Source organism: Aquabacter sediminis, assembly GCF_028863665.1.
Lineage (GTDB): Bacteria > Pseudomonadota > Alphaproteobacteria > Rhizobiales > Xanthobacteraceae > L1I39.
This window is the reverse complement of record NZ_JARBFX010000008.1, coordinates 168039-192836: the sequence shown is the minus strand read 5'-3', so window position 1 is coordinate 192836 and position 24798 is coordinate 168039. Positions and strand designations below refer to the sequence as shown.

Below are 24798 nucleotides of genomic sequence, written 5' to 3'. Positions count from 1 at the left end.
CTTTCTCTCCTTACGATGCGTCAGGCGCCGGGGCGGCGGCGATGCGCTCTGCCTCAAGGTTCAGCGCCTTGGCGGCTTTCAGCGGCTTCACGAAGGGCACCGGCTCCGCCTTGGGCGCGTTGAAATGCAGGAGCCCCATGCCCGCATAGGGCCCGCTCGCCAGTTCAAGCGCGAAGCGCTCCGCGTCGCGGCGGCGGATGTCGGCGATGGTCTCGCCGGCCTCCTCTTGCGACAGGCCGAGATATTCCAGCGCCGCCTGGCCGAAGACGAAGGCGGATTCGGAGGTCTCGCGCTGCTGGAAGTCCACCTGGGCGTGGACCAATTCCGCCGCATGCTGGCGGTCATAGGCGCGCACCATGAGCCCGGCATGGGGGAAGGTGCTTTTGACCACGGCGACGATGTGGTTGGCGGCTTGGCGGTCGTTCACGCACACCGCGATCAGCCGGGCGGTGTGGGCGCCGGCCGCGTGCAGCACGTCGAGATTGGTGCCATCGCCATAATAGACGCGGAAGCCGAACTTGGTGGCGTTGCGGATCATCTCCGGGTCGCGGTCGATGATGGTCACCTCCAGCCCCCGCGCCAGCAGCCCTTGCGAGGCCACCTGTCCGAACCGCCCGAACCCCACCAGCAGCACCGAGCCGGTGAGCCCGTCCGGCACCTCCAGCCCGTCCGTGTCCACCGCCTTGGCGGGCACGAGGCGGCGGGCGGCCAGCACCGTCAAGGGCGTCAGCACCATGGAGAGGATGACGGTGGAGGACATGATGGCGTGGGTCATGGGGTCGAACAGCCCCGCGCCCGCCGCCGCCGCGAACAGCACGAAGGCGAACTCCCCGCCCTGGGCGAACAGCGCCGCGCGGGTGATGGCCTCGTGCTTGTCGGCGCCGAAGAGCAGCGCCACGGCGCAGATGCCGATGGCCTTCACCACCATGAAGGCGACGACCGCCGCCGCCACCAGCATCCACTGGCTGATGACCACGCTTACGTCCAGCGACATGCCCACGGCCATGAAGAACAGGCCCAGCAGCAGCCCCCGGAACGGCTCGATGTCCGCCTCCAATTGATGGCGGAAGGAGGAGCCGGACAACAGCACCCCCGCCAGGAACGCCCCCATGGCCATGGAGAGGCCGGACACCTGCATGAGGAGCGCCGTGCCCAGCACCACGGTGAGGGCGGCCGCCGTCATGATCTCGCGGGCGCGGGCGGCGGCGAGCAAGGCGAAGAGCGGGTTCAGCAGCCAGCGCCCCACCGCCACCACGGCGGCCACGCACCCGACCGCGATCGCCAGCGCCATCCAGCCCGACCCCGCCTCGTGCGCGCCAACGGGCGCCAGCAGGGCGACGCAGGCGAGCAGGGGGACGATGGCGAGATCCTCCAGCAGCAGGATGGAGACGGCCCGCTGTCCGGCCGGGGTGGCGGTCTCGCCGCTCTCGTCCAGGATCTGCATGATGGCGGCGGTGGAGGAGAGCACGAAGCCCATGGCGGCGATGAAGGCCACCGGCGCGGCAAGGCCCGCCAGCATGCCCACCCCCGTCAGCAGCGCCCCGCAGGCCAGCACCTGCGCGGCGCCCAGGCCGAATATCTCACGCCGCAGGCTCCAGAGCCGGGCGGGGCGCATTTCCAGGCCGATGATGAAGAGGAACATCACCACGCCCAGCTCGGCGAAATGCAGGATGGCCTCGGGCTCGGTCACCATCCGCACGCCGAAGGGGCCGAGCACCAGCCCTGCCGCCAGGTATCCCAGGACCGAGCCGAAGCCCAGGCGCTTGAACAAGGGCGCACCCACCACGCCCGCACCCAGCACGGCCACCGCCTGCACAAGGTCGAATCCCGACTGCTCCGCCATGGTGCCGTCCCTCCGTGTCTCAAGGTCTGATCAGGCGTTGCCGGAACGGCGATGGCGCTGCATCGGCAGCCTGGACCCTGAGGTCCCGGCGTGCCGGTTGAGCGCATGACCTGCGCGAGCCTGGGCTTGGCCTTCCCCTGCCTCCCCCCAGAGGATGCGGGCATAGGCTGTCCATGCCCGCGAGAAGGTGACGTTAGGGATAGCGGGTATCGGCGAAGGGAGAAAGGCGGGCGTCTGGAAAACCGGCTTTTCACTTTTGCAAAGCGCACGCAGAAGCGCCTTGCCCGGCCGCCCTCGAAGCGCATTGCGAAAGCAGAGCGCGCGGGGGGGCGATGATGGTCCGGTGGGTGGGACGTGCGGGGACAAGATATCGAGGAGCGATAACGTCGCCCGCGAAAAGGTAAAGCTTCAGCTTACGATCCTATGGGCTCGAATTTCATCCACATGCCAGACGGCGCCGATCGGACGATGGATCAAGAATGCCGCCTCCGGCCTTCATTTCCCGTATGTTCGGCATCCACCGAACGGAGGCGGGCATGCCGAAATGGCAATGGGTGATGGCGCAGCTGACACGGCGGCTCTGGGTGCGGGCCACCTTGCTGGGGGTGCTGGGCATCCTGGCCGCGATGCTCGCCACGGTGGCCGAACGCTACATTCCCTGGACCATTCCCGGCAGCATCGGCTCCGACGCCGTGGATGGTCTGCTCGCCATCATCGCCTCCAGCATGCTGTCGGTGACCACCTTCTCGCTGAGCGTCATGGTCTCGGCCTATGGCTCGGCCACCAACAATGTCACGCCGCGTGCCACCAAGCTCCTCGTCGAGGACACGCTGACGCAGAATGTGCTCGCCACCTTCATCGGCTCCTTCCTGTTCAGCATTGTCGGCCTGATCGTCCTGAAGACGGGGGCCTATGGCGACCGGGGACGCGTGGTCCTGTTCGCGGTGACCATCGCCGTCATCGCTTTGGTGGTGGTCTCGCTCTTGCGCTGGATCGACCATCTCACCCGGCTCGGGCGGGTGGGGGAGACCACCGACCGGGTAGAGGACGCCACCCGGCGCGCCATCAAGGCCCGCCTGCGCGATCCGTGCCTGGGCGGGACGCCCCTGCGCGCGAAGGACACGGCGCCGGCCGCCGGTGCCTTGGCCGTGTCGGCGCACCGGATCGGCTACATCCTCCACATCGACATGCCCGCCTTGTCGCGGCTGTGCGAGGAGCGGGACACGGACATGGTGCTCAACGCCATTCCCGGCACCTTCGTCTATCCGCACGTGCCGCTGGCCTATGTCCTCAACCCCGGGAAGGCGGACGCGGCCGACGACCTGCGCGCGGCGGTGTGCGACGCCTTCTCGCTGGGGGATGAGCGTTCGTTCGACCAGGACCCGCGCTTTGGCCTCGCGGTGATGAGCGAAATCGGCTGCCGCGCCTTGTCGCCCGGGGTCAATGATGCGGGCACGGCCATCGATGTGATCGGCCGGGTGACCCGGCTCCTGAGCCTGTGGGCGGAGGGCGGGGCGGAGGGCGGGGCGGAGGGACCGGCGGAGGAGCCGGACTTTCCCCGCATCCATGTGCCGCCCCTTCAGACGGCGGACCTGTTCGAGGACGGCTTCATGCTGATGGCGCGCGACGGGGCGGGCCTGATCGAGGTGCAATTGCGCGTGCAGAAGTGCCTGCTGGCCTTGTCCCGCATGGGCGACGACGCCTTCAAGGCCGCCGCCCGGCTGCAATCCCGCATGGCCCTCGACCGCGCCGAGGCCGCCTTGGGCCTTGAGGCAGACCGGGCCCGCCTGCGCGACCTGGTGCGGGCCCATGACGACCTGGCCACGCCCAAGCTGCGGTAACGAACCGCAGCCCCTACCGCGCCGCCCGCAGCGCGGCCGCTGCCGCCACTGGTCCCAGCACCAGGGCGAACAAGGCAAGGCCCAGGAGGATCTGGAACGGCGTGCCGAAGGGCACGGGGCCTGAGACCGCCGCCGAGGTGGCGGAGACGGCGAAGATGAGGACGGGGATCGCCAAGGGCAGCACCAGCACCGCGATGAGGAGGCCGCCCCGCCGGAAGGCGCCGGCGAAGGCCGCGCCGATCAGGCCGAGGGCGGTGACGGCGGGCGTGCCCACCAGGAGGGTGGCCACCACCGCGCCGATGGCGGTGGGCTCCAGATTCAGCATCAGGGCGAGGACCGGGGCGGCCACCACCAAGGGCAGGCCGGTGGCAATCCAGTGGGCGAGGCCCTTGGCGGCGGCCACCAGTTCCAAGGGCAGCACCGCGCCTGCGAGCACGTCCAGGGTGCCGTCCTCCACGTCCTGCGCGAACAGGCGCTCCAGGCCGATGAGGGAGGCGAGCAGGGCGCCGATCCATAAAATCGCCGGGCCGATGCGGGCGAGCAGGATCATGTCCGGCCCCACGGCGAAGGGCACGATGGTGACGACCGAGAGGAAGAAGACGACGCCCAGACCCGCGCCGCCGCCGGCTTTGAGGGCCAAGGCGAGGTCGCGGCGGACCAGCGCCAGGAAGGCGGAGATCATGCCGGCCTCCCAATGCTGAGTTCGCGGGCGTTCTCGCCAAGGTCGAGGGGGGCGTGGGTGGCGGCGAGGATGAGGCCGCCGCCGGCCAGGTGAGCGCGGCCCAGCGCCGCGAATCGGGCCTGGGCGGTCACGTCGAGGGCGGTGGTGGGCTCGTCCAGGATCCAGGCCGGGCGGCGGGCCACCAGTAGCCGGGCAATGGCGAGGCGCCGCTTCTGGCCGGCCGAGAGCACCGCCGCCGGCAGCCGCCCGAGGCCGCCGAGGCCCACTTCGTCCAGGGCCTCGTCCACGGCAAGGCCCGGGGACCCCAGCACGTCACGCCAGAATGTGAGATTGTCGGCTACCGAAAGGGCGCCCTTCACCGCGTCTTGGTGGCCGAGATAGTGCACATGCTCGCCTTGCGCCTCCTCTCCGGGCAGGCCCTCCAGCCGCACCTGGCCGGCGGTGGCGCCCAGAAGCCCGGCCATGACGCGCAGCAGCGAGGATTTTCCCGCGCCATTGGGACCGACGACGACGAGCGCCTCGCCCGATCGCACGGCAAAGCTAAGCCCTGAGAACAGCAGCCGAAGTCCCCGCTGGAGGGCGAGGTCCTCGGCGCGCAGAACCGCGTCCGACCAGGGCATGGCCTCGGGGCATGGCAGATCCCGCTTTAGATGCATTGCACATTCGCTCGTCTTAGCGCATGACCGCGCTTTGAAATGGCTCTATAAAGCGGCTGAACCGCACCGTCCAAGGTGGCCGGGCACCACTCTCCCGGTTTCCGAGGCCGTATTGCGTCGGTCGATCATCGAACCGGAGACTACCCGCCGTGACTTCCCTCGACAGCTTCCAGTGCCGCACCACCCTCAAGGTGGACGATAAGGAATACGTCTATTACAGCCTTGAAGCGGCCGAGAAAAATGGTCTCACGGGGGTGTCCCGCCTGCCCTTCTCCATGAAGGTGCTGCTGGAGAACCTGCTGCGCTTCGAGGACGGCCGGTCCGTCACCAAGGAAGACGTGCTCTCCGTCGCCGAATGGCTGGTCTCCCGCGGCAAGGCCGAGCGCGAGATCGCCTATCGCCCGGCGCGCGTGCTCATGCAGGACTTCACCGGTGTCCCGGCGGTGGTGGACCTGGCGGCCATGCGCGACGCGATGGTCAATCTTGGCGGTGATCCCGAGCGCATCAACCCGCTGGTGCCCGTGGATCTGGTCATCGACCACTCGGTGATCGTGAATTATTTCGGCGACAATGCCGCGTTCAAGAAGAATGTGGACGAGGAGTACAAGCAGAACCAGGAGCGCTACCGCTTCCTGAAGTGGGGCCAGAACGCGTTCGACAATTTCCGCGTCGTGCCCCCCGGCACCGGCATCTGCCACCAGGTGAACCTGGAATATCTCGCCCAGACCGTGTGGACGCGGAAGGAAGAGATTGACGGCCACAAGGTCACGGTCGCCTATCCCGACACGCTGGTGGGCACCGACAGCCACACCACCATGGTGAACGGCCTGGGCGTGCTCGGCTGGGGCGTGGGCGGCATCGAGGCGGAGGCGGCCATGCTGGGCCAGCCCATCTCCATGCTCATCCCCGAGGTGATCGGCTTCAAGCTGTTCGGCAAGCTCAACGAGGGCATCACCGCCACCGACCTCGTGCTCACCGTCACCCAGATGCTGCGCAAGAAGGGCGTGGTGGGCAAGTTCGTGGAATTCTACGGGCCGGGCCTGGAGCACCTCTCCCTCGCCGACCGCGCCACCATCGCCAACATGGCCCCCGAATACGGCGCCACCTGCGGCTTCTTCCCGGTGGACCGCGAGACCATCGACTATCTCGACGAGACCGGCCGCAAGGACAGCCGCGTCGCCCTGGTGGAGGCCTATTCCAAGGCCCAGGGCATGTGGCGCAAGAAGGACACCCCCGATCCGGTGTTCACCGACACGCTGGAGCTCGACCTCGACACCGTGCTGCCCTCCATGGCCGGCCCGAAGCGTCCGCAGGACCGCGTTCTGCTCTCCGAGAGCAAGGCCGGCTTCCTCGCCGCCCTGGAAGGCGAGTTCAAGAAGCCCGGCGAGGCCGCCAAGCGCGTGCCCGTCACCGGTGAGGACTTCACGCTCGGCCATGGCGACGTGACCATCGCCGCCATCACCTCCTGCACCAACACCTCCAACCCCTCGGTGCTGATCGCGGCGGGCCTGCTCGCCCGCAACGCGGTGAAGAAGGGCCTGACCCGCAAGCCGTGGGTGAAGACCTCGCTGGCGCCCGGGTCCCAGGTGGTGGAAGGCTATCTGAACGCCTCCGGCCTGCAGGAAGACCTGGACAAGGTCGGCTTCAACCTGGTGGGCTTCGGCTGCACCACCTGCATCGGCAATTCCGGCCCGCTGCCGGAAGCCATCTCCGAAGCCATCAACAAGAACGATCTGGTTGCCGGCGCCGTGATCTCCGGCAACCGCAACTTCGAAGGCCGCGTGAACCCCGACGTGAAGGCGAACTACCTCGCCTCCCCGCCGCTGGTGGTGGCCTATGCCATCGCCGGTTCGCTTCAGATCGACCTGACCACCGAGCCGCTGGGCACGGGCAAGGATGGCGAGCCCGTCTATCTCAAGGATATCTGGCCCTCCAACAAGGAGATCGCCGCCTATATCCGTGAGAACATCACCAAGAAGATGTTCAAGGAAAAGTATTCCGACGTCTTCAAGGGCGACGAGAACTGGCAGAAGATCGAGGTGCCCACCGGCCAGACCTATGCCTGGCAGGACAGCTCCACCTATGTGCAGAACCCGCCTTACTTCGTCGGCATGACGAAGGAGCCGGTTCCGGTGAAGGACATCCTGGACGCCCGCATCATGGGCCTGTTCCTGGATTCCATCACCACCGACCACATCTCGCCCGCCGGCTCCATCAAGCAGGCCTCGCCTGCCGGCCAGTACCTGATCGAGCATCAGGTCCGCCCGGTGGACTTCAACCAGTACGGCACCCGCCGCGGCAACCACGAAGTCATGATGCGCGGCACCTTCGCCAACATCCGCATCAAGAACCAGATGGTGCCGGGCGTGGAAGGCGGCGTGACCATCCACTATCCGGATGGCGCGCAGATGCCCATCTATGATGCCGCCATGCTCTACAAGTCCGAGGGCGTGCCGCTGGTGGTGTTCGCCGGCAAGGAATACGGCACCGGCTCGTCGCGCGACTGGGCGGCGAAGGGCACCAAGCTGCTGGGCGTGCGCGCCGTGGTGGCCCAGTCCTTCGAGCGCATCCACCGCTCGAACCTGGTGGGCATGGGCATCGTCCCGCTGGTCTTCAAGGACGGCGAGAGCTGGCAGACGCTGGGCATGAAGGGCGACGAGATCGTCACCCTCAAGGGCATCGAGGGCGACCTCAAGCCCCGCCAGATGCTCACCGCCGAGATCAAGTTCGCCGACGGCCGCGTGGAGAATGTGGAGCTCATCTGCCGCATCGATACGCTCGACGAGCTCGACTATTTCCGCAACGGCGGCATCCTGCCCTACGTCCTGCGCTCGCTGGCGGCGTGAGGCTGACGGCGGCGCCTTCTGGCGCCGCCTGCTTTCGAAACGTGCGGGCGATCCCTCGCGACGGGGGTGTGGCCCTGCTTTCCTGGGGCCGGGCTTCATGGCCGGGCTTGTCCCAGCCGCCCACGGGGTTGGCTGGGATCGGCCCTGTTGCGGTGCGCGAGCGGAGGGGGCGTGGAGGCCCGGGCCAAGCCCGGCCATGACGTTTCAAGGGACGGGCCAGCATCTACGCCTGCCGCATGTCGGAGTTACCTCCCGGCCGCGCCCCTCAGGCGCGGCCGTTTTCGTGTCTGGCTGCCCGCTGGCGCGGCCGCATCGCACGCCTCGGTGAGGGGCCCTCCTCTCACCGCGAAGTGAGTAGCCTCTCCCCCGGCGGGGGCCTAAGCCTTGGCCTCCCGTCCCTGAAAGGTTGAACTGCCGCAGATGAGCCCGTTCCGCGCCCGTTCTCTCCTGCTTGCCGCTGCGTTGGCTGCCGCCTGTCCGGGCGTCTCCGCACAGGCGGCGGACCAGAGGCCCAAGGCGGTGGTCGAGCTTTTCACCAGCCAGGGCTGCGCCTCCTGCCCGCCCGCCGACACGCTGCTCTCCGAGCTGGCGGCCGATCCGCAGGTGATCGCCCTCACCTTGGCGGTGGATTATTGGGACTATGTGGGTTGGAAGGACACGCTGGCCAAGCACGGCCATTCGCTGCGCCAGCGCGCCTATGCGGACCTGCGCGGCGACCGCATGATCTATACGCCGCAAATGGTGGTGGACGGTGTCGTCGCCGCCAAGGGCAGCGATCGCCGGTCGGTGGAAAAGGCCGTCTCCCGCGTCCGTGACGACGCCACCGTCCTCTCGGTGCCGGTGACGCTGACGCGCGACAAGGATGCGCTGGTCATCGAGCTGCCTGCCGCCAAGGGCCACGAGGCCACCGCCACTCCCAAAAGCGGGCCCGGCCCCACCGGAACCGCCCATGTGCCGGTGACCCCCGAGATTTCTGCCGATGTGTGGGTCTGCCCGGTCATCGCCAGCCAGGCGGTGTCCATCGGGCGCGGGGAGAATGCCGGCAAGACCGTCACTTACACCAATATCGTGCGCGGCTGGATCCGCCTCGGTCCCTGGACGGGCGGCGCCGCCCGCTACGAGGTGGATCTGAGCCGCATCCAGCAAGAGGGTGTCGACCAGGTGGTGGTGATGGTGCAGAGCGGCTCCCCCGGCGCGCCCGGCCCCATTCTTGGCGCCGCCAAGCTCGCGCTGCCCTGAGCCCCATTATCCCGTTCCGATCAGAATCAGGCGGGCGGCTTGGGCCGTCTGGCGACGTGCGTCGTGACACAGCGCCCCCGCCGCGGCCCCATGGCGCGTGCCGGGGCCGTCAGGGCCGTGATCCGGACAAGAAAAAAGGCCGCCGGAGCGACCTTTTCAGGAAGGGGTACCATCTTGAAGTGTGTAGCAGTGGCCGGTCCGCTGCACCGCCCCGGGGGGCTGGGGGGCTGGGATAGACCGGAGCGGCGGCGAACCGGCCCTGCTACGGGATTGAAGATCGCCCCGGCCCACGGCGAGGGCATGGCCCAATTGGGACAAGACTGTGATTTCCGTTGACGAGGCCGTGATCGGATTTTCAGCCGGCTTTCCACTGCCCTTGCCAGCAGCGCCCATCGGGCGGATCATGGGATGGCGCGGATCAAACGTCCTCGGCGCCGGTGCTGGGCCGGGATGCCATCGCGCTCTTGCGAATGCCTGAAGAAGGAGGCCCGATGGGAGACGTCGAACCCATACGCACCGCCGCCGCATCTCCGGCCGCTCACCCTCACGCCAGCCCGTCCCCGCCCGCGCCGGCCCGCGTGACTTTCGACCGGCGGGAGCTGGATCGCATCCTCGACCTCTATGGCCGCATGGTCGCCGCCGGCGAGTGGCGGGACTATGCGATCGACTTCATGAAGGACAAGGCGGTCTTCTCCATCTTCCGGCGCGCCATGGACGTGCCGCTCTATCGCATCGAGAAGGACCCCAAGCTTGCCCGCAAGCAGGGCGCCTATAGCGTCATCTCCCAGACCGGCCTCATCCTGAAGCGCGGGCCCGACCTGCCGCGCGTGCTGGCCGTGCTGGAGAAGCCGCTGCGCACCATCGGCTGACCCCGCCGCGCGGGCGAGCGGGACGCAAGGGTTGTTTGCGGCGGGAGGGTCGGGCATCGTGCGCACCGTTTCGCAGGATGCCCCGATGTCTGTTGCCCCCCGCCCGATCAAGCCCGGCGACCATGTCTTCCTGGTCGATGGCTCGTCCTTTGTGTTTCGGGCCTATTTCCAGTCCATCAACCAGGACCGGAAGTACAATTTCCGTTCGGACCGGCTGCCCACCGGGGCGGTGCGCCTGTTCTGCACCAAGCTGCTGCAATTCATCCGCGAAGGCGCCGTGGGCATCCGGCCGACGCACCTCGCCATCATCTTCGACAAGTCGGAGGATTCCTTCCGTAAGGAAATCTATCCCGACTACAAGGCCAACCGCTCCGATCCGCCGGACGAACTGATTCCCCAATTCCCCCTCATGCGCGAGGCGGTCAAAGCCTTCGGCCTGATCCCGGTGGAAATGGCCCGCTTCGAGGCCGACGACCTCATCGCCACCTATGCGGTCCAGGCGGCAAAGGCCGGCGCCGACGTGCTGGTGGTCTCCGCCGACAAGGATCTGATGCAGATCGTGGGCGAGCGGGTCGCCATGTACGATCCCGCCTCCGGCGAGGCGGGCGGGCGCGGCGCGCGGCCGGAGCGGCGCATCGGCTTCCAGGAGGTGGTGGACTATTTCGGCGTGCCGCCGGAGAAGGTCACCGACGTGCAGGCGCTGGCCGGCGACAGCACGGACAATGTGCCCGGCGTGCCCGGCATCGGCATCAAGACCGCCGCCACCCTGATCCAGGATTATGGCGACCTGGAATCGCTGCTCGCCCGCGCGGGCGAGATCAAGCAGCCCAAGCGCCGCGAATCGCTGCTCGATCCCGCCAACCAGGAGAAGGCCCGCATCTCCAAGCGCCTGGTGACGCTGGATTGCGCCGTCCCCGTGGAAGTGCCGCTGGAGGATCTCGTCCTTGAGGAGCCGGACGCCAGGCGCCTCGTCGCCTTCCTGAAAGCCATGGAATTCACCACCATCACCCGGCGCGTGGCCGAGGCCTATGGGGTGGAGGCGGGCGAGATCGACCCCGACCCGCTGCTCGCCCCCGGCGGCGGCGCCGTGCCCGCTCTGCCCGCTGGCCCTGCCGAGCAGGTGGCCCCCGCCGCCGCTGCGCCCGCCTCTGGCGCCGCGCCGGCCCCCTCCGGCCGCCCGCAGCTTCTTTCCCCGTCCGACCTCGTGGCCGCCCGCGCCGCCGAGGCCCGCGCCGAGAAGGTGGACCGCTCCCGCTATGCCATGCTCACCAGCGCGGCGGAGCTGGCCGACTGGTGCGCCCGCGCCCGCGACCAGGGCTATGTGGCTTTCGACACCGAAACCACGGGCATCGACAGCCAGCAGGCGGATCTGGTGGGCGTCTCCCTGGCGCTGGCGCCCAATGTGGCCTGCTACATTCCGCTCGCCCATGTGGGGGCGGGCGATGGGCTCTTCAGCGAGGGCCGGCTGCCCAACCAGATCCCGTTCCAGGACGCCCTGGCGCTGCTCAAGCCCCTGTTCGAGGATGTGGGCACGCTGAAAATCGGCCACAACGTCAAGTATGACGCGGCCATCCTCGCCCGCTATGGCATTGAGGTGGCGCCCATCGACTGCACCATGTGCATGTCCTATGCGCTCGATGCCGGCCGCACCAATCACGGCATGGACGACCTTTCGGTGCGCCATCTCGGCCACCAGCCCATCGCCTTCACCGAGGTCGCGGGCAAGGGCAAGGGGCAGATCACCTTCGACAAGGTGCCGCTGGACGCCGCCACCGCCTATGCGGCCGAGGATGCGGACGTCACCTTGCGCCTGTGGCGGGTGCTGAAGCCCCGTTTGCCGGCGGACGGCATGACCACCGTCTATGAGACCCTGGAGCGCCCGCTCATCCCGGTGCTCGGCCGCATGGAGGCGCGGGGCGTCTCCATCGACCGCACCTTGCTCTCGCGCCTCTCCGGCGAGTTCGCCCAGGGCGCGGCGCGCATCGAGGACGAGATCGCCGAGATTGCCGGCGAGCGGCTGAATGTGGGCTCGCCCAAGCAGATCGGCGACATATTGTTCGGCCGCATGGGCCTGCCCGGCGCCACCAAGACCCCCACGGGCGCCTGGTCCACCAAGGCCAATGTGCTGGAGGAGCTGGCCGAGGCCGGCCATCCCCTGCCCAAGAAGATCCTGGACTGGCGCCAGCTGGCCAAGCTGCGCTCCACTTATACGGACGCGCTGCCCGGCTATGTGAACCCGCGCACAGGGCGGGTGCACACCTCCTATGCCCTGGCGGCCACCACCACCGGGCGCCTGTCCTCCTCCGAGCCCAACCTCCAGAACATCCCCATCCGCACCGAGGAAGGCCGCCGCATCCGCCGCGCCTTCGTGGCGGAAAAGGGCTACAAGCTGGTCTCGGCGGATTATTCGCAGATCGAATTGCGGCTGCTCGCCGAGATCGCCGAGATCCCCTCCTTGCGGCAGGCCTTCAAGGACGGGCTGGACATCCACGCTCTGACCGCCTCCGAAATGTTCGGCGTGCCGGTGGAGGGCATGCCGAGCGAGGTGCGCCGGCGGGCGAAGGCCATCAATTTCGGCATCATCTACGGCATCTCGGCGTTCGGCCTCGCCAACCAGCTGGGCATTCCGCGCGAGGAAGCCGGGCTCTATATCCGCCGCTATTTCGAGCGCTTCCCGGGCATCCGCGCCTATATGGACGAGACCAAGGCCTATTGCCGCGAGCATGGCTATGTGACGACCCTGTTCGGCCGCCGCTGCCACTATCCGGACATTGCCGCCTCAAACCCTTCCGTGCGCGCCTTCAACGAACGCGCCGCCATCAATGCCCGCCTCCAGGGCACCGCTGCCGACATCATCCGCCGCGCCATGATCCGCATGGAAGGCGCGCTGGACGAGGCCGGCCTTTCCGCCCGCATGCTGCTGCAAGTGCATGACGAACTGGTGTTCGAAGTGCCCGAGGCGGAAGTGGACGCCACCTTGCCCTTGGTGCGCCACGTGATGGAAACCGCCGCGCTGCCGGCGGTGTCGCTCGCCGTGCCCTTGAGGGTGGAGGCGAGCGCGGCGGACAATTGGGACGAGGCGCACTGAGGCAGCGGATGCCTTCTACGGGATGCGGTTCAAGGGGATAAGGTGAAAGCCAAGGACTTTTTTCCCCATGTCATTGTAGTTCTCGCAAAGAGCTGTGAGAAATTCGGTACGTTGCGACCTAGTGGAGAAGAACTCCCCGAAATTGGGATCAAAAAAGGAAAGTGTCGCCTTTTTGCTCCAGAAGCTCGATGCGATTTTCTGGCTCCCACATGTGGCGTGGGCTGAGCCGGTGGTTGCTCCCGGCCGGTTGAGTTCGAAGAGGAGGAAAAATGAACCATCGACCATGTCGAGCGCGTTGCTGATCGAATTCGGCGATGTGATTGAGTCCCAGGAAATTTGCAACGGCGTACGGCCGTTCCTCTGAATGTAGTGCTCCGTGGCGTCGAATTTGTGCTTCTTCAGAAGCGAACGAATGATATTTATATGTGAATTATGGGAGGGTTCGGCAATATATGGGTCCTGTTGAAGAGTTTCTAATTTTGATTTGTACATAGCGTGGTGTGCGTTCAGTGAAAAAATGAAATCACTTATTTTTTCGCGAAACAATTGAGTGCTAAGTGTACCCCGCTCTTGGTCCGTCGGCACAATAAGACGTCCGATGCGGGTGGCGGCATCAATTTTTGCCTTTATTATATCATCTTGATGTATTTGATTGAAGTTTTGAAGCCACTTGCAGCTCAAGCCCAAACATATGCCCTCCTTTAATTCTCGCTCTTCGTTGCGGAATCCCGTCGCGATCTCTGTGCCTTCTTCAAGAATTACAATATTTTCGCTTTGTTCTATTCTATTCTGCTTTATCAATGCTGCATTTGCAATCTTTTTCCATTTCAATGCTATAACATCACTCTTTTCACTTGTGCTTCTTAATGCAACGTTGATTTTTCCCTTAGCCTCTCTAAGCCGCGCCTCGTCGCGCCTTATGCCCACAAGCGCGCCACGCGCCCTTTCAACCGTGGGCTCAAATGAAGTGACGGCAGGATCCCAAAAATCTTCCTTTCGCCAGTCGCAGAAGTTTGAAATGTTCTCCAGCTGATCGTATTTTGCGACAAGGAATTTTGCGAGCGACTTTTTCATCTTGAGTTTCCTCAATTGGATGCGATCGAATTTTTACTTATATTTATATAATTTAAGCTATTTTATGCAGGCTATGTTGGCTTTAGTTGCGGAATTTTATCATCGGCTCATTTAATTTCTATGAAATAATATGAAAGTATTCGTTCGTAGCGGAGGGGCGGAGCCCCTTGTCCCCTTTCTGAAGCCTCGTCCACTTGCTCTGGATGGTCGGTAGCCCCAAATTGCAGCAGTGCGTCGACTTGACGCCGAAACTCTTGCCCGCTTTCTCTCCAGGTGGGCTCATGGCCCGGTAATCGGCGTCGGCGGCTGTGTGACGTTGGCTCCAAAGGAAGCATGGACGACGACATGGCCCTACCGGCCGACAAGATCCTTCCCCCCCGCGCCCCCAGCCCCACGGCGAGCGGGCGCATGGATGCGCTGGCGCGGCTGCCGGTCTTCTTTGCGCTGGCCGGCAAGCCGGTGGTGGTGGCCGGCGGCGGGCCGCCGGCCGTGTGGAAGGCCGAGCTTTTGTGTGCCGCCGGGGCGGTGGTGAAGGTCTATGCGGCCCATCCCTGCGACGAGATGGTGACGCTGGCCGCCGAGATGGCGCAGCCGGAGGAGGGCCGCGAGGGCGTCATCCACCTCATCGAACGGGGCTGGGTGGCGGACGACCTTGAAGGCGCTGCGCTTGCCATTGCCGACGCCGAGGATGACGGGGAAGCGGAGGCCTTCCGCGCCGCTGCCAAAGGGGCGGGCGTCCCGGTCAATGTGATCGACAAGCCGGCCTTCTGCGACTTCGCCTTCGGGGCCATCGTGAACCGTTCGCCCTTGGTGGTGGGCATCTCCACCGATGGCGCGGCCCCGGTCTTCGGGCAGGCGGTGCGGGCGAAGATCGAGGCCATCCTGCCGCTGGGGTTTCGCCGGTGGGCGCAGGCTGCGCAGCGCTGGCGGGGGGCGGTGTCGCAGCTGGGCCTCTCCTTCCATGGCCGCCGGCATTTCTGGGAAGCCTTCACCGCCCGTGCGCTCGCCACCCCCGAGCGGGCACCGGACGAGCGGGACCGGGCCGAACTGATCGCGCTGGCCGAGACCGAGCGCACCGCGCCCGAGACTGGCTCGGTGGTGCTGGTGGGAGCCGGGCCGGGCGATCCGGAGCTGTTGACGCTGAAGGCGGTGCGCGCCCTGCAATCCGCCGAGGTGGTGCTTTACGATGACCTCGTCTCCGGCGAGGTGCTGGATTTCGCCCGCCGCGAGGCCAAGAAGATGCTGGTGGGCAAGACCGGCTATGGCCCCTCCTGCAAGCAGAGCGACATCAACACGCTGATGGTGTCGCTGGCCAAGGAAGGCCGCCGCGTGGTGCGCCTCAAGGGCGGCGACCCGATGATTTTCGGCCGGGCGGGGGAGGAAATCACCGCCTGCCGCCGCGCCGGCATTCCGGTGGAAGTGGTGCCCGGCATTTCCTCGCCCCAGGGCGCGGCGAGCCGGCTCGTCACCTCGCTGACCCATCGCGATCATGCCCGGCGGCTGCAATTGGTCACCGCCCATGCGCGCAACGGCAAGCTGCCGGAAGACCTGGATTTCAAGGCCCTGTCCGATCCGGCCGCCACCACCGTGGTCTATATGCCCCGCCGGACGTTGGCGGAGCTTGTAAGCCGGCTCACCGATGCCGGAATCGACCCGCAAGTGCCGGCGCTGGCGGTGTTTTCCGTCAGCCGCCCGCAGGAGGTGGTGGTCAGCGCCCCCTTGGGTGGCCTTGCGGAGGCGGTGGAAAAGGCGGTGGCCGAGGGCGCGGAGGGTCCGTGCCTCGTTCTCTATGGTTTCGCCCTCGCCGAGGGCCTCGCCGCGCAGCAGGAGAGCGAACGGCGCGCGGCGCCCTGATCCGGCCTTCAGGGCCGGGATGATGCACAAAGGCCCCGGCTTTGCCGCGCGGGCCAGTGAAGGATTTTAAGTCCCATGGCGTTTTCACCGGAGGAGATCGAGCGCTACGCCCGGCACATCGTGCTGCGCGACGTGGGCGGGCCGGGCCAGCAGAAACTGAAATCCGCCCGTGTGCTGGTGGTGGGCGCCGGTGGGCTTGGCGCGCCCGCTCTCCTCTACCTCGCCGCCGCCGGCGTGGGGCATATCGCGCTGGTGGATGATGATGAGGTGTCCCTCTCCAATCTCCAGCGGCAGGTGATCCACGGCACGCCGGACATTGGCCGGCCGAAGGTGGAGAGCGCCCGCGACCGCGTCGGCGCGCTCAATCCCCATGTGGAAATGACGCTCCACGCCACCCGCCTCACCCCCGCCAATGCCATGGAGCTGATCTCCGCCGCCGATGTGGTGCTGGACGGCTCGGACAATTTCGCCACCCGCTATCTGGTGTCGGATGCCTGCGCGCTCGCCGGCCGCACCTTGGTGACCGCCGCGCTCGGCACCTTCGATGCCACCGTCACCACATTGAAGCCCCATGAGAGGGGTCCGGACGGCACGCCTCATCCCACCTATCGCTGCCTCTTCCCCGAGCCGCCGCCGCCGGGGACCGTGGCGCCCTGCGCGGAGGCGGGGGTGCTGGGCGCGCTGGCCGGCATCGCCGGTTCGCTGGCGGCGCTGGAGGTCATCCGCGCCATTGTGGGCTTCGGCGAGGGGCTGGTGGGCAAGCTCCTGATGATCGACGCGCTCTCCATGCGCTTCGAGACGCTCGAATACGCCTATGACCCGGACAATCCGCTCACCGGCACTGGCGCGCGCATCACCGATCTGTCGGAACACGCGCTGCGCGGGGCGGCCTGACCGCTCAGGCCGCGCGCATCTCCTCCAGGAAGGCGCGGATGGAGGCGGCGTCCACATCCTTGGCGATGAAGGCGGCGCCGATGCCGCGCACCAGGATGAAGGTCAGCGCGCCCCGGCTGACCTTCTTGTCCTGGGCAATGAGGGCCATGAGGCCGTCCGTATCCGGCAACTCGCCCGGCACGTCGGCGATGCGGGTGGGCAGGCCCACCGCTTCCAGGTGGCGGGTGGCGCGCACCGCGTCCTGCCCGGAGCACAGGCCCATCTTGGCGGAATAGGAGAAGGCCAGCGCCATGCCGATGGCCACCGCCTCGCCATGGAGCAGGCGCTGGGAGAAGCCGGCGCCCGCCTCCAGCGCATGGCCGAAGGTGTGGCCGAGATTGAGGAGGGCCCGGTCGCCGGTCTCCTTCTCGTCGCGGGCGACGATGGCGGCCTTGGCGGCGCAGGAGGCGGCCACCGCCTCTACCCGCGCCGGGCCGCCGGAGATCACGTCGCGGCCGTTCTGCTCCAGCCATTCGAAGAAGGGCGCATCGCCGAGCAGGCCGTATTTGGCCACTTCCGCATAGCCGGCGCGCACCTCGCGGGCGGGGAGCGTGTCGAGGGCGGCGGTGTCGGCGATCACCAGCACCGGCTGGTGGAAGGCGCCGATGAGATTCTTGCCCTGGGGGGAATTGATGCCGGTCTTGCCGCCCACGGAGGAATCCACCTGGGAGAGCAAGGTGGTCGGTGCCTGCACCACGTCCACGCCGCGGCGCACCACGGCGGCGGCGAAGCCGGCGAGATCCCCCACCACGCCCCCGCCCAGCGCCAGCACCAGGTCGCGCCGCTCGATGCGGGCGGCGATCAGCCCTTCGGTCACCTGTTCGAGGCCCGCATAACCCTTGGTCTTCTCGCCCGGCGTGACCTCGATGACGGAAGAGGGGATGCCGGCGGCGGCGAGCGAGGCCTCCACCGTCTTGAGATGATGCTCCGCCACGTGGGTGTCGGTGACGATGGCCACCCGCGCGCCCGGCCGGAGCGCGGCGATGCGCGGGCCGATCTCGGTCAGCAGGCCCGGTCCGATGGCGATCTCATAGGGCCGCCCGGCCAGGTCCACGCGCACCAGGCGCGGTTCGGCGGGCGAGGTGGCGGCTGCGGGCTCAGACATGGGACTTCCTTGAACGAAGGACGGCGTCAGGAGGCGCTGGCATCGCCCGTCGGGGCCGTGCTCTGGGTGTGGCGCAGAAGGGCGGTGATCACGTCCTCCACCACGGCTTCATGCACTACGTCGCGGGATTCGACGGTGACATCGGCCAGCGCATAAACCGGCTCGCGCTCGGCCTGGAGGGCGGCGAGGCGCTCGCCCGCATCGCCCTGGGCGAGCAGGGGGCGGTCGGTGCGCTTCTTCACCCGGCGCAGCAGCGTGGCGTGGTCCGCATGGAGCCACACGGCGATCCCATGGCGTGAAATGTTGGCGCGGGTCTCGGCATTCATGTAGGCGCCGCCGCCGGTGGCGACCACGGTCGGCCCGTTCTGGAGCAGGCGGGAGAGCACGCGCTTCTCGCCCTCGCGAAACTCGGCCTCGCCGCGCTGGGCGAAGATTTCGGGGATGCTCATGCCGGCGGCGCGCACGATTTCCTCGTCCGCATCCAGGAAGGGCAGGTTGAGGCGCTTGCCGAGGCGGCGGCCCACGGAGGACTTGCCGGCGCCCGGCATGCCCACCAGCACGATGCAGCGCCGCCCGAGCCGCGCCAGAAGCGCTTCGGCCGCCGCATCCGGCTTTTCCGTCGCTGTGGGACCCGTCACCACCTGCCTCCTGCTGCGCCGGCTCAGCGGCGCCCGTGGGGCAGGGCGATAGCACCCCCCTTTCGGCGCGGCAATGGCGGTTGAAAGCCGCGCCGCACCATGTCACCTGTGATGGGCGCACGGCGCAAGCGATTCGCGGGAAGCAAAGAGGCCGCCTTGCCCAGCCTGATCCGGCTCCTTGTGGTGATCCTGGTCCTCGCCGGAGGCATCTATGGCGGGGCCTATTGGCTCGCCAACAAGGTCCAGCCCATTTCCCGCGACGTGACCTTCACGGTGCCCAACGACCGCTACAGCAAATGAGCGCGGCCGGGCCGCTGGCCCTGTTCCTGGACATGCAGGCCGTGGAACGGGCGGCGAGCCCCCATACGCTGGACGCCTATCGCCGCGACCTTGCGGACCTCGGCCAGTTCCTCGCCACCCGCGGCGTCGCGCTCGACAAGGCCGATACGGGTGACCTGCGGGCCTATCTGGCCGATCTCTCCCATCGCGGCATGAAGGCGACCACGGTCGCCCGCCGCCTCTCGGCGCTCCGGCAATTCCATCGTTTCCTTTATGCGGAAGGCCATCGCGGGGACGATCCGGCGGCAGTGCTGGAAGGCCCCAAGCGCGGCCGCCCGCTGCCCAAGGTGCTCACCGAGGAGGAGGTGACGCGCCTCATCTCCACGGCACATGCCCGCGCGCAGGAGCCCGCGCCCCCCGCCGAACGCCTGCGGCGCCTGCGCACCCTCACGGTGGTGGAACTGCTTTATGCCACCGGCCTGCGCGTCTCCGAGCTGGTCGCCTTGCCCGCCAGCGCCGCCCGCAGCCGGGCCGATGCCATCGTGGTCACCGGCAAGGGCGGCAAGGACCGCCTGGTGCCGCTGGGTAGCGCCGCCAAAACGGCCATGGCGGACTACCTCGCCGCGCGGGCCGAGGCGGGGCTCGCGACCACCAAGTGGCTGTTTCCCTCGGGGGCGGCCAGCGGCCATGTGACCCGCCAGCAGGCGGGGCGTGAGCTGAAGGACCTGGCGGTGGCGGCGGAGGTGAACCCGGCCAAGCTTTCCCCCCACGTGCTGCGCCACGCCTTCGCCAGCCATCTCCTGGCCCATGGGGCGGACCTGCGCATCGTGCAGACGCTTCTGGGGCATGCGGACATTTCCACCACCCAGATCTACACCCATATTCTGGACGAGCGCCTGAAGGCCATGGTGCGCGACCTCCATCCTTTGTCGGACGGCGCGTCCTAAGGTCTTTTGATACCGCCCATTCATGCGCTGCGGGGAAAAGCGGGCGCGCCCCTTTCATCGCAGGCCGGCCCCGCCTATATTCAAGGGGCCGGCGCAAGCCGGCTATGGCGATAAATGGTTGTCGTAATAAGCCTTTCGGACCCGGGGGCAGTACCCGGCGCCTCCACCAGAGCCCGTGAAGCGCACGCGCGCGGGCTCCGGCGGGGGCGAACCAGGATCGACGAGGGTGTAAAGGGCTTTCTTTCGCTCGGCATGGTTCCGCCGATATCGGGCCGACCTATAGTTGCGAATGACAACTATGCTCCGGTTGCCGTTGCCGCGTGAGCGGTAAAGGTACCGAAATAAAAGTCCTACCGGGTAGCACTGGCTAGGCGGGGTTCGGAGGCACCTGGCAACAGAAGCCTCCACTTCCTTCCGGGCCCGGCCGGACCTGAAGGAGGGGAATGGGCCGTTCGCCCATTCGCCGGAGGGGCGGAACCACCGGTCCTGCGGGGAATGCGCGGGGGTGTTCCGGCCGAAGCCCGCGTCCGGAAAGTTCAAACGCCCTCATGTCGTCGGTCGATCATATCCGCTACGATCTTCTTGCCCAGGAAGCCTTGCGCGGCGTGGTCCGCCGGGTGCTCGTGGATGCTGCGCGCGACGGCCTGCCGGGCGACCATCATTTCTACATCTCCTTCGACACCCGCGCCCCCGGCGTGCGGCTCTCCACGCGCATGCGGGAGAAGTATCCGGAAGAGATGACCATCGTGCTCCAGCACCAGTTCTGGGACCTGAACGTGACCGAGCACGCCTTCGAGGTGGGCTTGTCCTTCGGCGGCGTGCCCGAGCGGCTGCTGGTGCCTTTCACGGCCCTCAAGGGCTTCTTCGACCCCTCCGTGAAGTTCGGCCTCCAGTTCGAGATCGCCGAGGCCGAGGCCACCGAGGAGCCGGCGCCGGAGGAAAATGCCTCCTCCTCCGCCCCCACGCCCCTGCCGACCGCCTCTCCCCTCCGCGCCATCCGGGGCGCGGCGTCCGAGCCTGCGCTGGCCAGCGCCCGCAAGGGTGACGGCGAGACTGAGAAAGCGCCGGCCGGCAAGGCCGAGGCCACCAAGGACGAAGCCGCCGAGGAGAAGCCCCAGGCCGGAGCCGAGGTGGTGCGCCTCGACGTCTTCCGCAAGAAGTGAGCGCCTGACGGCTCGGCTCACCCAGATCGGTCAGGTGGCGTTGTGCAGGATCTCGATGTCGCCGTCATAGGTGCCGGAGCCGCTGGCCTTGCGGCCGGGACCGTGCTCCGGGGTGGCGGCGTGCGCTTCGCCGTATTCGAGGCCGCGGGCCGCATCGGCGGGCGCGCCTATACGGATGCCACCAGCTTCGAGCAGCCCTGGGACCTGGGCTGCCACTGGCTGCATTCCGCCGATCGCAATCCCTTCACCGCCATCGCCGATCGGCTCGGCTTCTCCTATCTGAAGCGCGACCGGCCCTTGCTGCGCCATGTGCATACGGGCGCCGGCTGGGCCAATGGCGAGGAGGTGGCGCAGGCGGCTGGCCTGCTGGATGGCGCCTTCGAGGCCATGATCGCCGCCGGCATGGCGGAACGGGACGTGGCGGCCACCGCCGTCATCCCCGATGCCGGCCGCTGGGCGCCCCTGGTGCGGCACTGGCTGTCGCTCATCACCGCGGCCTTTCCCGAGGACATATCCACCGCCGACTATGCGGCCTATTCCGACACCGGGCACAATTGGCCGGTGCTGGAGGGCTATGGCGCCCTGGTGGCAGCCCATGGGGCGGACCTGCCGGTGGCGCTCAACTGCCCCGTCACCGCCATCGACCGCTCCGGTCGCGACCTGGTGCTGACAACGGCGCAGGGGACGGTGCGGGCGCGGGCGGTGATCATCGCCGTGCCCACCAGCGTGCTGGCGCGGGGCGCCATCGCGGTGCGGCCGGGCTTTCCGCCGGACCTGGAGGACGCGTTTGCCGCCTTGCCGCTGGGCGTGGTGGAGAAGGTGGCCATCGGCTTCGACCGCGACCTGTTCGGGTTCGACGAGCGCACGGGGGTGAGCACCTTCGACAGCACCAATTCCGACCGCGCGCCAGTGAATTTCCAGATCCTGCCCGGCGCGCGCCCCGTGGTGGTGGCGCATCTGGCCGGCCCCTCCGCCGCGCGTCTTGTGGCCGAGGGCGCGGCGGCGCTGGCCATCGAGGCGGTGGAGGCCTTGGTGCGGGCCTTCGGCGCCGACGTGCGCCGGCACATCGTGACCACCCGCGCCACCTCCTGGACCGCCGATCCCCTTATTGGCGGCGGCTATTCCTGCGCCCTGCCGGGCAAGGCGCACCTGCGCGCCCGCTTGTCTGAGCCGTACGACGCGCGCATTCATTTCGCTGGGGAAGCCGTGTCCCGGCATGACTTCTCCACCTGCCACGGCGCCCATCTCACCGGCCTTGCCGCCGCCAAGGCGGCCCTGGCGGGGCTGGAGACCTCCCCTCATGGCTGACCAGGAACTGCCGCTCGTCCATGTGGTGGCGGTGGGCGAGAACGGGGTGATCGGGCGCGGGCAGGAGCTGCCCTGGCGGCTGCCCTCGGACCTCAAGCGCTTCCGAGCCTTCACCTGGGGCAAGCCGCTGCTCATGGGGCGGCGGACGTTCCAGTCCATTGGCCGGCCCTTGCCGGGGCGCATTTCCGTGGTGGTGAGCGCCGATCCGTCCTTCACGGCGCCCGAGGGCGTGCGGGTGGGGCGCACGCTGGACGAAGCCCTCGCCTTGGCGCGGGCGGCGGCGGGCGAGATGGGGGCGGACGCGATCATGGTCATTGGCGGCCGGCAGGTGTTTGCCGACACGCTGCCCGTGGCGCGGCGGGTGGAACTGACCCGCGTGCACCTTTCCCCCGAGGGCGACGTGCATTTGCCGCCCTATGATCCGGCGGTGTGGCGCGAGGTGGCCGTTGAGGGCCCTGTCCAGGCGCCCGGCGACGAGGCGCCGGTGACCTATGTGACGCTGGAGCGGCGCGACCCCGCTTAAGCCCGTCTTTCCAACGCGTCTGCCGCGTGCCAAGCAAAGGGCATGCGGATCGATTTCCTCGGCCTCCAGGCCTTCCTTGCCATTGCCGAGCGCGGCTCGTTCCTGCGGGCGGCCGCCCATCTCAACCTGTCCCAGACCGCGCTCTCCCACCGCCTGCGCAAGCTGGAGGATGACCTGGGGGTGCGCCTTCTTCTCCGCTCCACCCGGCAGGTGACGCTCACCCCGGATGGCGAGGCGCTGCTGCCCAAGGCCCGCACCGCGCTGTCCGCGCTGCAAGGGGAGATCGAGACCTTGCGCGAGAAGGCGCGCGGCCAGGAGGCACGCATCGCGATCGGCTGCCTGCCGACCATCGCGGCAAGCCATCTGCCCCATGCGCTCAAGACCTTCGCGGAGCTTCATCCCGGCGTGGCGGTGAAGGTCTATGACAATTCCGCTTCCGAGATTGCCGGCCTGGTGCGGGCGGGGGCGGCGGAATTCGGCATCGGCATCGTCACCGCCGCCGTCTGGGACCTGGACATGACGCCCCTGCGCAAGGAGCAGTTCGTGCTCCTGTGCCCGAAAAGCCATCCCCTGGTGGCGGAGGGCAGCGCCAGCTGGAGCGCGCTGGAAGGCGTGCCGCTCATCCGCATCAGCCCCCAGGCGGGCAACCGCGCCTTGATCGACGATGCGCTGGGCAGCCGGCGGGAGGCGCTGAACTGGCGCTATGAGGTGCAGCACATCCAGACGGCGGTGAGCATGGTGCAGGCGGGGATCGGGCTCACCGTCGTCCCCGATCTGGCGCTGGAGCGCAATCGCTTGTCCGGCCTCGCCTTGCTGGCGCTGCGCAACCCCTCCATCACCCGCACCTTGGTTGTTTTCACCAAGCGCGGCACGCCTTTGTCCCCCGCCGCCAACGCCTTGCTGGATCTGGTGCGCGCGCGGCTGAAGGCGCGGCGCAGGGGCAAGGCGGGGGAGGCTCGTGACCAGGCAGATGCATGATTTTCATGAATGACGAAAAAACTGTCATTTGATTCATGTGTGCCGAACCGTCACCTTCCGCCCAACGCGCCTGAGACGCGACGACGGGAGAGGACGCAAAGATGGCCCTGCGGCTGGCGATCATCGGTTATGGCGAAGTGGGCACCCTGTTCGCCCATGACCTCCTGAAGAACGGCCTTTCCGCCGTCGCCGTCTATGACATCAAGTTCGCCAACCCTGCCCTCGCGGCTCCCCTCCTGGCGCGGGCGCAGGCCGATGGCGTGCGTGCGGCCTCCAGTGCGGCCGAGGCGGCCGAGGGCGCCGATATCGTCATCTCGGCGGTGACGGCCGACCAGGCGCTCACCGTGGCGCAGGACGCGGCCGGCTATCTCAAGCCCGGCCAGATCCTCTTCGACGTCAATTCCGCCGCCCCCCACACCAAGGTCGCCGCCGCCCGCGCGGTGGAGGCGGTGGGCGCCGATTATGTGGAAGGCGCCGTCATGGCCCCCGTGGGCGCGCCCCGCATCGCCGTGCCCATCCTGGGCGGCGGGCCGAAGGCGGAGGCGGTCGCCGCCGCCTTGGTGCCGCTGGGCATGAACATCCGCCCGGTGTCCGACGTGCATGGGCGCGCCTCGGCCATGAAGCTCTGCCGCTCCATCATGGTGAAGGGCATCGAGGCGCTGATCGTGGATTGCGCCCGCGCGGCCAAGGCCTTCGATGTGGAGAACGAGGTCTTCTCCTCCCTGGATGCCAGCTTCCCCGGCATGAACTTCCCCGCGCTCGCGCCCAACATGGCCGAGCGGGTGGCCACCCACGGCGTGCGCCGCGCCGCCGAGATGCGCGAGGCCGCCGACATGCTGGCCGCCCTCGGCCTGGTGCCAGACCTCGCCCGCGCGGTGGCCGATGCCCAGCAGCGGGGCGCCGCCAAGAAAGCCTGACGTCTCGCCGCCGGA

At 67.9% G+C, this 24798-nt stretch carries 20 protein-coding genes and 1 other RNA gene; 15 read left to right on the top strand and 6 right to left on the bottom strand.

Going from position 1 to position 24798, the window contains the following annotated elements; translation table 11 throughout:
- Window positions 1–10: 10 nt before the first annotated feature.
- Window positions 11–1843 carry a monovalent cation:proton antiporter-2 (CPA2) family protein gene (locus tag PV781_RS17305; protein WP_274776883.1) on the bottom strand — a complete coding sequence of 611 codons (1833 nt, stop codon included), beginning with the start codon at window positions 1841–1843 and terminating at the stop codon, window positions 11–13.
- A 536-nt stretch (window positions 1844–2379) separates the two neighbouring features.
- Here PV781_RS17305 and PV781_RS17300 point away from each other — a divergent pair.
- Complete coding sequence (locus PV781_RS17300) at window positions 2380–3684, top strand: DUF2254 domain-containing protein (protein ID WP_274776882.1); 1305 nt, start codon at window positions 2380–2382, stop codon at window positions 3682–3684.
- A 13-nt stretch (window positions 3685–3697) separates the two neighbouring features.
- On the opposite strand, the gene ccmB is transcribed toward PV781_RS17300, so the two are convergent.
- A complete protein-coding gene (ccmB, locus tag PV781_RS17295) occupies window positions 3698–4366 on the bottom strand; it encodes a heme exporter protein CcmB (protein ID WP_274776881.1) in 669 nt (222 codons plus the stop codon).
- Window positions 4363–4986 carry a heme ABC exporter ATP-binding protein CcmA gene (ccmA, locus tag PV781_RS17290; protein WP_274776880.1) on the bottom strand — a complete coding sequence of 208 codons (624 nt, stop codon included), beginning with the start codon at window positions 4984–4986 and terminating at the stop codon, window positions 4363–4365. The genes ccmB and ccmA overlap by 4 nt, the downstream gene beginning before the upstream one ends.
- A 185-nt stretch (window positions 4987–5171) precedes the next feature.
- Between ccmA and acnA the strand changes: the two genes are divergently transcribed.
- From acnA to polA, 4 genes are all read left to right on the top strand, one after another.
- Window positions 5172–7868, top strand: coding sequence for an aconitate hydratase AcnA (gene acnA, locus PV781_RS17285; RefSeq protein ID WP_274776879.1), 2697 nt, complete (start codon window positions 5172–5174; stop codon window positions 7866–7868).
- Between the two features lie 420 nt (window positions 7869–8288).
- Window positions 8289–9107, top strand: coding sequence for a DUF1223 domain-containing protein (locus tag PV781_RS17280; RefSeq protein ID WP_274776878.1), 819 nt, complete (start codon window positions 8289–8291; stop codon window positions 9105–9107).
- Window positions 9108–9598: 491 nt separating this feature from the next.
- On the top strand, window positions 9599–9976 hold the full coding sequence (locus PV781_RS17275) for a DUF2794 domain-containing protein (protein ID WP_274776877.1): 378 nt from the start codon (window positions 9599–9601) through the stop codon (window positions 9974–9976).
- An 85-nt stretch (window positions 9977–10061) separates the two neighbouring features.
- Window positions 10062–13064 carry a DNA polymerase I gene (gene polA / locus PV781_RS17270; RefSeq protein ID WP_274776876.1) on the top strand — a complete coding sequence of 1001 codons (3003 nt, stop codon included), beginning with the start codon at window positions 10062–10064 and terminating at the stop codon, window positions 13062–13064.
- Between the two features lie 15 nt (window positions 13065–13079).
- Here polA and PV781_RS17265 read toward each other — a convergent pair whose 3' ends face one another.
- Window positions 13080–14138: a YopT-type cysteine protease domain-containing protein gene (locus PV781_RS17265; protein ID WP_274776875.1), complete on the bottom strand. Its 1059-nt coding sequence runs from the start codon at window positions 14136–14138 to the stop codon at window positions 13080–13082.
- Window positions 14139–14483: 345 nt separating this feature from the next.
- Between PV781_RS17265 and cysG the strand changes: the two genes are divergently transcribed.
- Window positions 14484–15992 (top strand): siroheme synthase CysG, encoded by a 1509-nt coding sequence (gene cysG / locus PV781_RS17260; protein WP_274776874.1) that lies wholly within the window; start codon window positions 14484–14486, stop codon window positions 15990–15992.
- Window positions 15993–16067: 75 nt separating this feature from the next.
- Window positions 16068–16886: a HesA/MoeB/ThiF family protein gene (locus PV781_RS17255; protein WP_274776873.1), complete on the top strand. Its 819-nt coding sequence runs from the start codon at window positions 16068–16070 to the stop codon at window positions 16884–16886.
- Window positions 16887–16890: 4 nt separating this feature from the next.
- On the opposite strand, the gene aroB is transcribed toward PV781_RS17255, so the two are convergent.
- Both aroB and PV781_RS17245 read right to left on the bottom strand, forming a co-directional pair.
- A complete protein-coding gene (aroB, locus tag PV781_RS17250; protein ID WP_274776872.1) occupies window positions 16891–18030 on the bottom strand; it encodes a 3-dehydroquinate synthase in 1140 nt (379 codons plus the stop codon).
- A gap of 26 nt (window positions 18031–18056) precedes the next feature.
- Window positions 18057–18668: a shikimate kinase gene (locus tag PV781_RS17245; RefSeq protein WP_274776871.1), complete on the bottom strand. Its 612-nt coding sequence runs from the start codon at window positions 18666–18668 to the stop codon at window positions 18057–18059.
- 156 nt (window positions 18669–18824) lie between these two features.
- Here PV781_RS17245 and PV781_RS17240 point away from each other — a divergent pair, with 156 nt between their 5' ends.
- From PV781_RS17240 to PV781_RS17205, 8 genes are all read left to right on the top strand, one after another.
- Window positions 18825–18968 carry a histidine kinase gene (locus PV781_RS17240; protein ID WP_209104164.1) on the top strand — a complete coding sequence of 48 codons (144 nt, stop codon included), beginning with the start codon at window positions 18825–18827 and terminating at the stop codon, window positions 18966–18968.
- Window positions 18965–19894 carry a site-specific tyrosine recombinase XerD gene (locus tag PV781_RS17235; protein ID WP_274776870.1) on the top strand — a complete coding sequence of 310 codons (930 nt, stop codon included), beginning with the start codon at window positions 18965–18967 and terminating at the stop codon, window positions 19892–19894. The genes PV781_RS17240 and PV781_RS17235 overlap by 4 nt, the downstream gene beginning before the upstream one ends.
- A gap of 48 nt (window positions 19895–19942) precedes the next feature.
- Window positions 19943–20303: a transfer-messenger RNA gene (gene ssrA / locus PV781_RS17230) on the top strand.
- A 139-nt stretch (window positions 20304–20442) separates the two neighbouring features.
- Window positions 20443–21057, top strand: coding sequence for an SspB family protein (locus PV781_RS17225; RefSeq protein WP_274776869.1), 615 nt, complete (start codon window positions 20443–20445; stop codon window positions 21055–21057).
- Window positions 21058–21099: 42 nt separating this feature from the next.
- Window positions 21100–22365, top strand: coding sequence for a flavin monoamine oxidase family protein (locus PV781_RS17220; protein WP_274776868.1), 1266 nt, complete (start codon window positions 21100–21102; stop codon window positions 22363–22365).
- The gene (locus PV781_RS17215; protein ID WP_274776867.1) at window positions 22358–22888 is read left to right on the top strand and encodes a dihydrofolate reductase; all 531 of its coding nucleotides are present in this window, start codon (window positions 22358–22360) and stop codon (window positions 22886–22888) included. Before PV781_RS17220 ends, PV781_RS17215 begins: the two co-directional genes overlap by 8 nt.
- Window positions 22889–22930: 42 nt before the next feature.
- Complete coding sequence (locus PV781_RS17210; protein ID WP_274776866.1) at window positions 22931–23866, top strand: LysR family transcriptional regulator; 936 nt, start codon at window positions 22931–22933, stop codon at window positions 23864–23866.
- A gap of 101 nt (window positions 23867–23967) precedes the next feature.
- Window positions 23968–24783, top strand: coding sequence for an NAD(P)-dependent oxidoreductase (locus PV781_RS17205; RefSeq protein WP_274776865.1), 816 nt, complete (start codon window positions 23968–23970; stop codon window positions 24781–24783).
- Window positions 24784–24798: the final 15 nt, after the last annotated feature.

Bases quoted from the DNA above. Each gene is read 5' to 3' on its own strand.
- PV781_RS17300 (WP_274776882.1), top strand. From the start codon at position 2,380: ATGCCGAAATGGCAATGGGTGATGGCGCAGCTGACACGGCGGCTCTGG.
- aroB (WP_274776872.1), bottom strand. From the start codon at position 18,030: ATGTCTGAGCCCGCAGCCGCCACCTCGCCCGCCGAACCGCGCCTGGTG.
- PV781_RS17280 (WP_274776878.1), top strand. From the start codon at position 8,289: ATGAGCCCGTTCCGCGCCCGTTCTCTCCTGCTTGCCGCTGCGTTGGCT.
- PV781_RS17205 (WP_274776865.1), top strand. From the start codon at position 23,968: ATGGCCCTGCGGCTGGCGATCATCGGTTATGGCGAAGTGGGCACCCTG.
- polA (WP_274776876.1), top strand. From the start codon at position 10,062: ATGTCTGTTGCCCCCCGCCCGATCAAGCCCGGCGACCATGTCTTCCTG.
- PV781_RS17210 (WP_274776866.1), top strand. From the start codon at position 22,931: ATGCGGATCGATTTCCTCGGCCTCCAGGCCTTCCTTGCCATTGCCGAG.
- PV781_RS17215 (WP_274776867.1), top strand. From the start codon at position 22,358: ATGGCTGACCAGGAACTGCCGCTCGTCCATGTGGTGGCGGTGGGCGAG.
- ccmA (WP_274776880.1), bottom strand. From the start codon at position 4,986: ATGCCCTGGTCGGACGCGGTTCTGCGCGCCGAGGACCTCGCCCTCCAG.
- PV781_RS17265 (WP_274776875.1), bottom strand. From the start codon at position 14,138: ATGAAAAAGTCGCTCGCAAAATTCCTTGTCGCAAAATACGATCAGCTG.
- PV781_RS17235 (WP_274776870.1), top strand. From the start codon at position 18,965: ATGAGCGCGGCCGGGCCGCTGGCCCTGTTCCTGGACATGCAGGCCGTG.
- ccmB (WP_274776881.1), bottom strand. From the start codon at position 4,366: ATGATCTCCGCCTTCCTGGCGCTGGTCCGCCGCGACCTCGCCTTGGCC.
- PV781_RS17255 (WP_274776873.1), top strand. From the start codon at position 16,068: ATGGCGTTTTCACCGGAGGAGATCGAGCGCTACGCCCGGCACATCGTG.
- PV781_RS17275 (WP_274776877.1), top strand. From the start codon at position 9,599: ATGGGAGACGTCGAACCCATACGCACCGCCGCCGCATCTCCGGCCGCT.
- cysG (WP_274776874.1), top strand. From the start codon at position 14,484: ATGGCCCTACCGGCCGACAAGATCCTTCCCCCCCGCGCCCCCAGCCCC.
- PV781_RS17225 (WP_274776869.1), top strand. From the start codon at position 20,443: ATGTCGTCGGTCGATCATATCCGCTACGATCTTCTTGCCCAGGAAGCC.
- PV781_RS17305 (WP_274776883.1), bottom strand. From the start codon at position 1,843: ATGGCGGAGCAGTCGGGATTCGACCTTGTGCAGGCGGTGGCCGTGCTG.